This window comes from Phocoenobacter uteri, from assembly GCF_900454895.1.
In the GTDB taxonomy this organism is placed as follows: domain Bacteria; phylum Pseudomonadota; class Gammaproteobacteria; order Enterobacterales; family Pasteurellaceae; genus Phocoenobacter; species Phocoenobacter uteri.
In genome coordinates, this window is sequence record NZ_UGTA01000001.1 from 1655148 (window position 1) to 1667456 (window position 12309).

A 12309-nucleotide genomic window follows, 5' to 3' on the forward strand; every position below is an offset into this window, starting at 1 on the left:
TCAAAAAATTCAACAAACTGGCTAACCACCGAAGTGATTAGCCAATAAAGTGATTACCACTGATAGTTAATACTTGCACCAGCACCCGTATAGTTTGACGTATCGTGTGAGATAGAACCTTTTAAGATCCATTTACCATTATCAGAGATGGTTGATAAACCAAGTGATAATGCAGACTCACCACGATAAGTACCTACTGCAATACCCACTGTGCTTGCACCTGGATCATGTGGTTGACCTAAGTTAGCCGCAGCGAATGCACCTGCAACACCTGCACGCATATTCTTATCTAAATCACCTAACTGTTTAGCAATATTTGCGTTTGATGCTTTTAATTGACCTACGTTTACTGCGTCAGTATCCGCAACACCCGCTTTAACACCTTTAATTTGTTTGTTACCCGCGTTGATACCAGTGTTTGCATTTAATGAAACAACGTTATCTCCAGCTTGGCTACCTAAAACAATAGAGTCTAAGCCTTTCACATCTTTCGCTAATTTAACTTCTAATTTACCCGCTTTCGCATTCACGCCGATATTATTATCAGACAATTTAGCTTTATCAGCACCACCTACAATCTCAAGTTTTTCACCTAAGTTTTTGTGAACTGTTTTCTCTGCTGAGTTATCGCCTGCAAAATCTACCCCTGCACGAGATACTGCTTGTAAATCACGAGCAGAAGTCGCTTTGTTCAGGTTCTTATCATCCGCTTCTTTAAGTAAATTCTTAACAGCTGTTTGAGCAGGTTTAACTGTTGCACCATTTGCTCCGTCGGTTGCGTCATCATATTTAGCATTACCTAAGGCTAACGCACTTGCCACACCAGTGATTTGTTTGTTACCTGCGTTAATACCAGAATCTTTATTGATAACGACATCGCCAACTTTCACATCATCAAATGCAACGCTGTCTTTCGTACCAATAGTCAACACACCGTCATTCATTGCAGAGATTAAGTTATTACCTGCATCGATGGTTAATGTGCTACCAGCACCAACTTTAGTTGAACCTGCATTTGCAGTAACTTTTCCGCCAGTATTCGTATTTTTCACTGTGTGATAAACACTATTGATTGCCGTTTTAATGTCACCCGCATTCACAAGTTTCTTCGCGTCAGCATCTGCAAGATCTGCAATTTTACCTTCTGCTGTTGGTGTTAATGCTGTTGTATTTGCTTTGATACGTGTTGCTTTCTTACCATTTTTATCTGGTTGACCGTACTCTTCTGTTGTAATTGTTGCATCATCTACCGCTACATCAACTTTCACTGTACTTACTGCATTATCTTTAGTTTCAACAGTTACTGTTGTACCAGTACCGTTTACAAAGTCCACTGTATCGTATGCTTTAACAAAATCAACATCCGAACCATTACCTTTCAAGTTCCAGCCAGCACTTAATACATCGCTAACCGTTGCTGCGTTATTAAGTTGATCATCTTTCACATCTCCGGTGCGTGATTTTTCACCCGCATCTTTGTCTGCTAATGGATTATCCTTTGAACCAACTAAAGTTGATTTAATATTCGTAACTTGCTGAGGTTTTTTACCTTTCGCTTTTACAACAACTTTATCTGCTTCTTCAGGTGTTAATACAACACCATCTTCTTTCACAAATTTATCGCCTTTCTTAAGCACTTCATTACCAGCTTCATCCACATAACCGAATGGGCTTTCAACTACATCAGGAAGCACCGCACTCAATGTGAATTTGCCACCTTCTTGCTTAATAGTCATATTATCGCCAGCAACAAGTTCAACTTTATCGCCTGGATTTACGATTTCATTTGTCGCAGTACCATCAAGGTTACCAGCTGCTGTGATTGTAAAGCCTGAATTATTGATTGCATCTGCGATATCGCCAGCATTCACTAATTTTTTCGCTTCATCACCTGTTGGTTTAGTTACCGAACCTGCTTTATCACCCGTTTTAACCGGGGTTAAAGCGGTTGTATTTGCGGTAATATTTCCGTCTTTATCCGTTGTGATTGTTTTACCATCTGTTTTAACAGCAACTTCAAATGAAGTACCGTTTCCACCAGCGATAGGTTTTGATGTTACAGACACACCATTTCCACTCGTTACTTGAGTTTTAACAGCATTTAATTGAGCAACATTCACCGCATCAGTATCATTCTCACCCGCTTTCACACCAGTAATTTTCTTATCACCTGCATTGATGCCTGTTGTTTTATCAATCTCAACACCGCCAACAGTTACTTTATCAAACTCAACTTCTTTTTGTGTTGAGATTTTTAAGTTACCTTGATCATCTAATGAAGAAACCAAGTTTTTACCTGTTTCAACAGTTAACGTATCACCTGCTTTAATGTTGCTAGTTCCTTTTCCTGCCGTTACAGTCTCATCTGTATTGGTATTGGTTACTTTATGGAACGCACCATTGATCGCTTTTGAAATATCGCCTGCATTCACTAGTTTTTTCGCTTCATCTCCTTGTGGCTCAGTGATAGCACCCGTTGCTGCTGGCGTTAAAGCGGTCGTATTTGCGGTAATATTTCCATCTTTATCCGTTGTGATTGTTTTACCATCTGTTTTAACAGCAACTTTAAATGAAGCAGCTTTGTCTGCGGTTGCTTCAGTTTTCGTTACTTTAATACCGTTACCAGCAGTAACTTCTTCTTTAGATAATTTAATTTCATCATCTAATTGTTTTTTGTTCACTGCATCAGTATCTTCCGTACCTTTTGCAACACCAGTAATTTTCTTATTACCCGCTTTGATACCTGCTTTTGTTAAAGCAATTGTATCTGGAGAATTTGCATCATCACCTAAAACAACAGAATCCAAACCTTTCACGTCTTTCGCTAATTTAACTTCTAATTTACCCGCTTCATTCGCATTTACGCCAATATTGTTATCAGATAATTTAGCTTTAGCCGCACCGCCCACAATCTCAAGTTTTTCACCTAAGTTTTTGTGAACTGTTTTCTCTGCTGAGTTATCGCCTGCAAAATCTAATCCTGCACGAGAAACTGCTTGTAAATCACGAGCCGAAGTTGCTTTGTTTAGGTTCTTATCATCTGCTTCTTTAAGTAGATTTTTAACAGCTGTTTGAGCTGGTACAACAGTTGCATTAGTTGAGCCATTTGTTGCGTCATCATACTTCGCATCATTCAAGCCTAATGCACTTGCAACATTAGTGATAGATTGTGGTTTTGTACCTTTCGCTTTAACGACAACTTTATCTGCTGGCACTTCTGCACCATCTTTAAAGAATTTATCGCCATTCTTAACGATTGGATTACCGTCTTTATCAGCATACTCAAATGGTGTATCAACAATTTTTGCAGAAACTATTGTTTTCGCAACATCGGTTGCTGGCACAACTGTTGTTGTCGGCTGACCATCAGTACCTACTGTGTACCATTTACCGTCTTTAGCTTTAACAACTTTTGTACCGTCTGCTTTCTCACCCGTTAACTCAGTCGTTTTATTATCAACCGCAACGCTGTATTTAATCGTGCTAGTCAAGTGATCTTCCGTTTTAACTTCAACAGTTGTACCTTCACCATCTAAGAATTTCACTGTCTCATAAGGTTTAACAAAATCTACATAACCAGCTTTATCTGCTAAGTTCCAACCTGCTGATAAAACATCAGAAATTGTTGCTGCATTATGTTTTTGATCATCCGTCAATGAATTCGGTAGTAATGTTTGACCTTTCTTCATTTCTTCTACTTTATCAGTAGGAATGGTTTGATCAAAAGAACCAGGTAAGGTTGATTTTACATTTGCTACTTGCGTAGGTACTGCAGGAATACCTGTAATAGGATCAATTGTAGAAATATGAACATCATCAGGTGCTTTATCAAGTACTACTTTCTTACCATCTTTAACGTATGAATAGAAAGGCACAACTTTTCCATTAACCTCTTTCACATCTCTGACTAATTGCACTTCTTTGCCTTCAACAGTACCAACATAAGTAAATGTTGCGTTATTATCGGCAGCAACTTTATTTACGATATTCCCTTTCGCAATCAGATCTTTTAATTGAGCGAAGTTAACCGCATCATCATCCGCAGTACCTTTTGCTAAGCCACCAATTTGGTTGTTACCATCTTCGTTGATCTTAACCTTACCAACTTGTGCAGAATCAAATTTAACGTCATTTTTCGTTGAAACCGTTAATTGACCATCTTCTGTCATTTTTGAAACTAAGTTTTTACCCGCTTCAAAGGTTAACGTGCTACCCGCTTTGATTTTAGCTGTTTTAACTTCATCAGTTGCAAGAGTATCCGTATTACTATTAGTTACTTGATGGAACGCACCATTGATTGCTTTCGTAATATCGCCAGCATTCACAAGTTTTTTCGCTTCATCGCCTTGTGGTGATGTGATCGAACCTGTATTCGCTGGTGTTAACGCTGTGGTTTTTAGTGCTAATTTTTTCGCACCGTCTGGTGTATTTGCGTCAACTGGAACAAATTCTAATGTTTTATCATCCACTTTAACGGCTAAATCAAAGATATTAGAACCATCAGCTGCTTCGGTTTTAACCACTGTAACTGATTTATCATCAGATTTAACATCTTCTTTAGATGCTTTCGCCACTTTATCTAACTGGCTACCATTTACCGCATCTTTACTTGTTGCACTAACGTCACCATCAGCTACATTAGTCACTTTATTACCACCGTTATCTAAACCATTGTCGGTTAAAGTAACTGGTGCTTTATTTGTGCCAGCAACAGGAGTAATAGTTACGCCATTTGGTGTGATTGACGTTGTTGGTTTCGTGTCATCTTCTTTGATTTCTACACCTTTAAATTTAGGTTTTTCTTTCATCGAAATTTGGATCACACCGTTACCGTTCGTGTTGGTATATTCAGTCGTAATATTTGAGCTTACATAAGTTGCTGTCGCATCTTTAACATCACCTTTAACGTCTAATTTAGACCCTAATTGCTGTTTAGCTGTACCTTGATTTCCGCCAAAAGTTAAACCTTCGTTCACTTTATCCGCTAAACCATTTACTGCATTGACAACATTTGTTGGTGCTGCCGCTGGTTCAGTACCATCCACATTAGTTAGTTTGGTTAAAGTTGGAGCTTTAAACGTACCTGCTTTTGCTGGTTCAGTCTCAGGTTCAATACCCAATTTATCCGCTAAATCTTTTAATTGCGAACCATTGATTGCATCTTTTGAATCATCTGAAATATCACCTTTAGCAACGTTAGTAATTTTCTTATTACCCGCTTTAATGCCCTCTTTGGTTAAAGCAACAGTATTTGGATCAGTTGTATCATCACCTAAAACAACTGAATTTAAACCAGTTAAATCATCTTTCGTTTTGATAGTAAATTTATTGTCTGCTTGAACCACATCAATATTTTTACCTTCATCAAGCTCAACGGTTTCACCCATTTTGACAAGCTGATCTTTGCTACCATCACCATTTGTTGTTTTAACTTTAAACCCAGCACCATTGATTGCTTTTGCAATGTCGCCCGCATTCACTAGTTTAGTTTTATCACCATCTGCTGGCTCTGTAACAGTACCGTCTGTTGTCGGCGTTAAGGTAGTTGTTTCTTGCGGTTTTGCAACTGCTTCTAACTTACCTTGATCATTCACTTTAATCGATGTGCCATCAACATTCACATTAAAAGTAACTTCTGATGTAGTACCATCCGTATTTGTTACCTTAGCTGTTGTACCTTCACCATTTACAAAAGCAACCGTATCGAATGCTTTAACGAAATCTTTCGCATCTGTATTTTCTTTTAAGTTCCAACCTGCGTTTAATACATCATTTACAGTTGCCGCTTTGTGCGAGCCTGCTGGTGCAGTGGCTGTTTTTGGATCAGTTGGTGCAGTAATATTATCTGCTAAACCATCAATACTTCCATCATTTGCTGTTGATAAATTAAGATCTTTATTTAGACTTAATTCAAACTCTTTACCTTTCGTGCCATTTAGTTTGGTATCTGCAACAGTAATATTGCTATCTTTCGCAACAACAGTTTCTACTTTGTTTAGTTTTTCAACAACAGGATCAGATAGTTTACTTTCATCCACACCTTTATCATTTAAGCTCACAACAAATTTCTTCGCACCGTTTGTGCCAGCTGTTGTTTCTACATTGATTGGTGCAGTACCCTCTGCTTCAACAAGACCTTTAATAACGTTTTTACCATCATCATCAATATTGTCTAAGTTTTTATTTGCTTTGTTTTGAACATCTGCAATCGCGTCTTCTGCTGTTTTAGTTAAAGCAACTTCAAACGTTTTACCAGTACCATCTGCTTTATCTTTTGCAGCCGTTACGGTTACTGATGAACCTGTTTTTGCTGTTACTTCCTCTACTGAAGTAGTATCAACACTTGGTGGTGTATTTGGATTTTTTAATTTGTTTAAAATATCATCAGATAATGAAACAGTATATTTACTTGAACCAGAATCATTTTTACCTTCATCCACTTTAATACCATTTCCAGCAACAACTGTTTCTTTTGAAGCTTTAATTGCATCGTGAATATTGCCTTTTCCTGTTCCACCGATATCCGTAAAGGTGATATCTCCTTTTGGTGAAACCGCTGCATTACCACCTAAATTATCTTTTAGGGTTTTTGCAACATTGCCTAAAATCGTATTAGTTGCGTGAAGCTGTGAACCATTGATTGCGTCTGTTGAATCTGCCGTAATTCTTCCTGAAGCAACATTTGTGATTTGGCGTTCATTGCCCGCTGAACCAACAGAAACAATACCGCTTGCGGCTTTAGCTTGTCCTGCAAAATCGCCATAAGTTAAGTTATTAAGCGTTGCATTCGGCACAGTCACCGCATCGGTACTTGCAACAGAACCTGCACCTAATGCCACAGAATTATTTTTAGTAACATTTGCCCCAGCACCTAGTGCTAAGCCTTTATTAACAATCTTATCTTTGTTACGATATTTATCCGGATAATTCCATTTTGTTGCTTCAGTTACACCAACTTTCGCACCAGCACCCAATGCAAGGCTGTCTTGACCATTTGCCATTGATGAACTACCAAAGGCTAATGCTTGATTGCCTCTTGAAATCGAACCTGATCCAAATGAAACAGAATTTTGACCAAGTGCTTTCGATCTATCACCAAATGCCATTGCACTTTCTTGATCAGCAATAGCTTCATTACCCAATGCAATAGAACGATTCGCTCTTGCTTGTGCACCTTCAGAAATAGCAACTGATTTTTCACCATAAGTTGTTGCTCTATGACCTAATGTTACCGTGTTTTGGTTAGTACTTCTTGACTCATGACCAATCACAATCGCATTATCATATTGTGGGCGAGCAGAAGCCGTAAGACCTTGTTGCTTATCTGTAGTATTTAATGCTTCAATCTTTGAATCCGTACCAATCACAATAGAATATTGACCATCACCTTCCGACTGATCACCAATTACAACGTTAGAATTTGATTTTGCTACGTTGTTATTACCTAATATCACTGCATTTGCTGCTTTTGCTTCAACAACTGATTCTTCACCGATAGAAATACCCGCTTCAGCATTAACAACACTGTGTTCACCTACAGCAATAGAGTGATTTTTTTTTGCTTCAGACTTGTGACCAATAGAAATTGCTTTTGAGCCTTCCGCAATTGTGCCACGACCTATAGATACACTATTGTCTGCAGTTGCAGCTGTTTTTGCCGTCCAACCTAAAGAAACAGAACGTTCACCATGTGATTTACTTCCAGCCCCAATTGCAATTGAACGATTTGAATTAACTTCAGCGTTAGTACCAATTGAAATTGCATTTCGACCAAAAGCTTTTGATCCGGAACCAATCGCCGTTGCGGGTACTTTATAAGCAATTCCTTCCCACATTTCATAACCATTAAGTAAATCACCATCTTCAGGATAATTTTTAGTGTCTTTATTTATATCTGCCTCTGCATCAGCACCAATAGCAATTGATGTCACCCCACCAATTTTTGCTCTAAGACCAATCGCAACAGAGTTTTTATCTTTATCAGTAACATAATTATTATTTCCTTGAATAATGCCTTCTGCAGCCAATGTGGAAACACTAATAGAAGAAAGTAAAGTAACAGTTAAAGAACTAAGTAAAAACTTAGGATTGATAATTTGACCTGAAACCTTATTTGATGATTTACCTGAAGATTTAGCCAATTCCGAGGCAACTACCATCGTTTGTGCACTCTTGCTCCAAACTGTTTTATATATTGAATTCATCGTGTGATCCTCATAAATTACGTAATAAAAATGTAAAAAACAATTACTTGGGCGTTCTAAAACACAGCAAAACTTGTTGTAAATATTTCCTTGAACTAATTTCCTCATTTTTAGAGAAAATAGAAATCATAACTCTAGTATATCCTTTTACACCAGATACATAGTAACAACATCCCAATCTGAATGCAAATTATTCAACGTTGATTTTTATCTAGAAATAATAAGAAATATTTCAACTTTTTAATAAAACCATTAAATTTTACGCTAAAATAACAGCTGAACTGTTATAATAAACAATACGTTATTTAAAAATAAATCCATAACTTTTTTTTAAATTTTGAAGAAAAATAAAATTTTTTTTCAATCCTCTTATAAAAGTAAATTCCACACCTTAAAATCCTAAACGCACACCTTATAGCGGTCATTTTTTATTAAAAATTTGCAAAAAACCATATTTTATCAATCCCCTATAAAAGCAGACTCCCCTCAAAAATCCCCAAATGCCCTTTTAATAGCGGTGATTTTTTATTACGATTTTGCAAATTTATTTTAATCATTCCTCTTTAAAAACAAATCCTAACCCTCCCTTATATTTTTATAAAAATGAAAATTGTTATGCGTGAGGAAGATTAAACCAGCAAAGCAAATAAAACCGCCCTCCCAAATATACAGTCACACTCGGAAGCATATACGCAAACAAGTTTGCCAATCCGCCCTCACCAAATTTTGAGATAAGCGGTCATTTTTTATTACGATTTTGCAAAAAAATATTTTTATCATTCCTCTTTAAAAGCAAACTCCCCTCAAAAATCCCCAAATCCCCCTTTTATATAGCGGTGGTTTTTTATTATGATTTTGCAAATTTATTTTAATCATTCCTCTTTAAAAACAAATTCCAGCCCTACCTTATATTTTTATAAAAATCAAAATTGTTATGCGTAGGTAAGATTGAATCAGCAGAGAAAATAAAACTGCACTCCCAAATATACAGTCACACTCGGAAGCATATACGCAAACAAGTTTACTAATCCGCCCTACCAAATTTTGAAATAAGCGGTCATTTTTATTAAAAATTTGCAAAAAATAATATTTTAGCAATCCCCTGTAAAAACAAATTCCGCCCTCTCTTATATTTTCATAAAAATTAAAATTGTTATACGTAGGTAAGATTGAATCAGCAAAGCAAATAAAACCACCGACTCAAATAGACAATCACGCTCAGGAGCATGTACGCAAACACCGTTGCTAATTCCTCCCTACCATATTTTGGTAAGCGGTCATTTTTTATTAAAAATTTGCAAATTTATTTTGAATTAACTGTTTTTTATCTTTTATCAATCAGATGGTAAATTGCTTTCCGAAAATATTGTCTAAAATCTAAAAATTAAATCATAACCCTGAACTAGATCATAAAATCTGTAAAAAAATATAAAATATCAGCCAAAATTTGGTATAGTTAAGCGTTTTTTATAAATCATTCGTAGGAGAAAAAAATGGCACGTCGTCCACTCGTTATGGGTAACTGGAAATTAAACGGTAGCAAAGCATTCACTAAACAATTAGTTGAAGGCTTAAAAGCGGAATTAAAAGATGTGAAAGGTTGTGATGTTGCAATCGCTCCACCTGTTATGTATTTAGCAGAAGCTGAAGCTGCATTAGCAGGTCAATCTGTGATTGCATTAGGTTCACAAAACGTGGATTTAAAACAATCTGGTGCATTCACTGGTGATATTTCAACTGAAATGTTAAAAGATTTTGGTGCAAAATATATCATTATCGGTCACTCTGAGCGTCGTCAATACCACAAAGAAAGCGATGAATTTGTGGCTCAAAAATTCGGTGCATTAAAAGAAGCAGGTTTAGTGCCTGTGTTATGTATCGGTGAAACTGAGCAAGAAAACGAAGAAGGTAAAACACAAGAAGTTTGCCAACGTCAAATTGATGCAGTGTTAAACACTTTAGGTGTAGAAGCATTCAACGGTGCAATCATTGCTTATGAACCAATTTGGGCAATCGGCACAGGTAAATCTGCAACTCCTGAGCAAGCACAAGCAATTCACAAATCAATCCGTGATCACATCGCTGCAAAATCTCAAGCAGTTGCTGACCAAGTGATCATCCAATACGGTGGTTCTGTAAACGATTCAAACGCAGCAGACTTATTCACGCAACCAGACATTGACGGTGCGTTAGTTGGTGGTGCTTCATTAAAAGCAGACGCATTTGCAGTTATCGTTAAAGCGGCGGAAAAAGCAAAAGCGTAATTTTTATTGCGATATATTGAAATGATAAACAGCACCTATATCAATTTATAGGTGCTGTTTTTTTATGATTTGTTACCCGTCGAAAGAAACGGCTTGTTTGATTTTTTTCAAAGCGGCATTTTCTAGCTGACGCACTCGTTCCGCTGAAATACTGTATTTTGCTGCTAAATCCTGTAATGTCGCTTTATTATCATCTAACCAGCGTGTTTTAATGATATCTTGACTACGATCATCTAAGGTCGCTAAAGCATAAGCTAATTTTGCCGTTGCTTGACCGCCGTATTCTTCTTCTTCAATATCATCCGCAAAATTAGAATTATCATCTTCCAAATACATAGAAGGTGAATAAGCATCATCACTATCATCATCGGCGGACAAATCAAAACCGAGATCTTGCCCTGTTAAGCGAGATTCCATCTCTTTTACATCAGACGGTTGCACGCCCAATTCATTCGCAACGTGATTCACTTCATCTTCATTAAACCACGCTAAGCGGTGTTTATTTTTTCGTAAATTAAAGAAAAGTTTACGCTGAGCTTTAGTTGTCGCCACTTTCACAATTCGCCAATTTCGAAGCACATATTCGTGAATTTCCGCTTTTACCCAATGCACTGCAAAAGAAACCAAACGTACCCCAATTTCTGGATTAAAACGTTTTACTGCCTTCATCAAACCAATATTGCCTTCTTGGATCAAGTCGGCCAATGGCAAGCCATAGCCCATATAACCACGAGCAATATGCACCACAAAACGCAGATGTGAAAGAATCAATTGCTTCGCGGCTTCAATATCTTCATCATAATATAAACGCTCAGCCAGCTCTTTTTCTTCTTCGGCGGTTAAAACAGGATATTGATTTGCCATACGAATATAGCTATCCAAATTACCTTGTGGAATAAGCATATTATTCGCAAAATCATCACGTCTTGCGGGGAGATGCTTTTCTTTTACTTCAAGCAATTTAGTTTCTTGGATATCACTCATTCTTTTTCCTTAATCTACGATTAGAACCTTATATTACCATAGAAAACAAAATTGCAAAAAAGTTTACAGATATCACCGCTTCTGTTAGAATTCAACCTCTTAGTTTTACTAACAATTTACTAAGAAATGGGGCTGATTCAGGATTCGACGGGATTAGCGAAGCCCAAAGTGCATGTCGAGGTGCGGTAGGCCTCGTAAACAAACCGCAAAACAATAGTCGCAAACGACGAAAACTACGCACTAGCAGCTTAATAACCTGCTCAGAGCCTTCTCTCCCTAGCTTTAGCTTGTAAGACGGGGATCAAGAGGAGTCAAACCTAAACAAGATCGTGTGGAAGCCGCCATTTGAGGATCGAAGCATTAAATTAAATCAAGTTCGCTTATTTATCGCGTGTCTGTCCGCAGTGGGTAAGTTAAATTAAAGATTAGACTAAACATGTAGTACTGACGGTAGAGGAATTTCGGACGGGGGTTCAACTCCCCCCAGCTCCACCACTTAATCATTTCACAACGTTCGCCAACGTTTCAAAAAGTATCATAAAGCCAATTATAACAAGGCTTTATCTATTTAAGATAGTTTCATCATAATCCGTTTTTATTGAGTCTTCACCTAGAAAAAGGATGTAGATTTTCAGATGACCACAGCCTATTTTTAATCATCAAGCTCGGTGGAAAGAATTTATCAGTATGTGGTTAAAAAATTCAAGCCTTAGAGATTTTAAAAGAAATGAAAAACTATATAAAGCATAGAGAATACATTTTTTCTAGTACAATCAATCCAGCTAAAGCAATGATCAATTAAACGGTAAATGATACGATTAAGTATATCAATAACAGCTACTTCAAAAGCATTTTAA

Annotated in this window: 3 protein-coding genes and 1 other RNA gene; 2 read left to right on the forward strand and 2 right to left on the reverse strand. The window is 37.1% G+C overall.

The features are described from left to right. Positions 1–53 precede the first annotated feature (53 nt). On the reverse strand, positions 54–8204 hold the full coding sequence (locus DYE60_RS07565) for a YadA-like family protein (RefSeq protein WP_172460385.1): 8151 nt from the start codon (positions 8202–8204) through the stop codon (positions 54–56). A 1493-nt stretch (positions 8205–9697) separates the two neighbouring features. On the opposite strand from DYE60_RS07565, the gene tpiA reads away from it, so the two are divergent. Then, positions 9698–10468 (forward strand): triose-phosphate isomerase, encoded by a 771-nt coding sequence (gene tpiA / locus DYE60_RS07570; RefSeq protein ID WP_115316016.1) that lies wholly within the window; start codon positions 9698–9700, stop codon positions 10466–10468. 72 nt (positions 10469–10540) lie between these two features. On the opposite strand, the gene rpoH is transcribed toward tpiA, so the two are convergent. Further along, positions 10541–11452: an RNA polymerase sigma factor RpoH gene (gene rpoH / locus DYE60_RS07575; protein WP_115316017.1), complete on the reverse strand. Its 912-nt coding sequence runs from the start codon at positions 11450–11452 to the stop codon at positions 10541–10543. A gap of 128 nt (positions 11453–11580) precedes the next feature. Here rpoH and ssrA point away from each other — a divergent pair. After that, positions 11581–11947: a transfer-messenger RNA gene (ssrA, locus tag DYE60_RS07580) on the forward strand. Positions 11948–12309 lie beyond the last annotated feature (362 nt).

Bases quoted from the DNA above. Each gene is read 5' to 3' on its own strand.
- DYE60_RS07565 (WP_172460385.1), bottom strand. From the start codon at position 8,204: ATGAATTCAATATATAAAACAGTTTGGAGCAAGAGTGCACAAACGATG.
- tpiA (WP_115316016.1), top strand. From the start codon at position 9,698: ATGGCACGTCGTCCACTCGTTATGGGTAACTGGAAATTAAACGGTAGC.
- rpoH (WP_115316017.1), bottom strand. From the start codon at position 11,452: ATGAGTGATATCCAAGAAACTAAATTGCTTGAAGTAAAAGAAAAGCAT.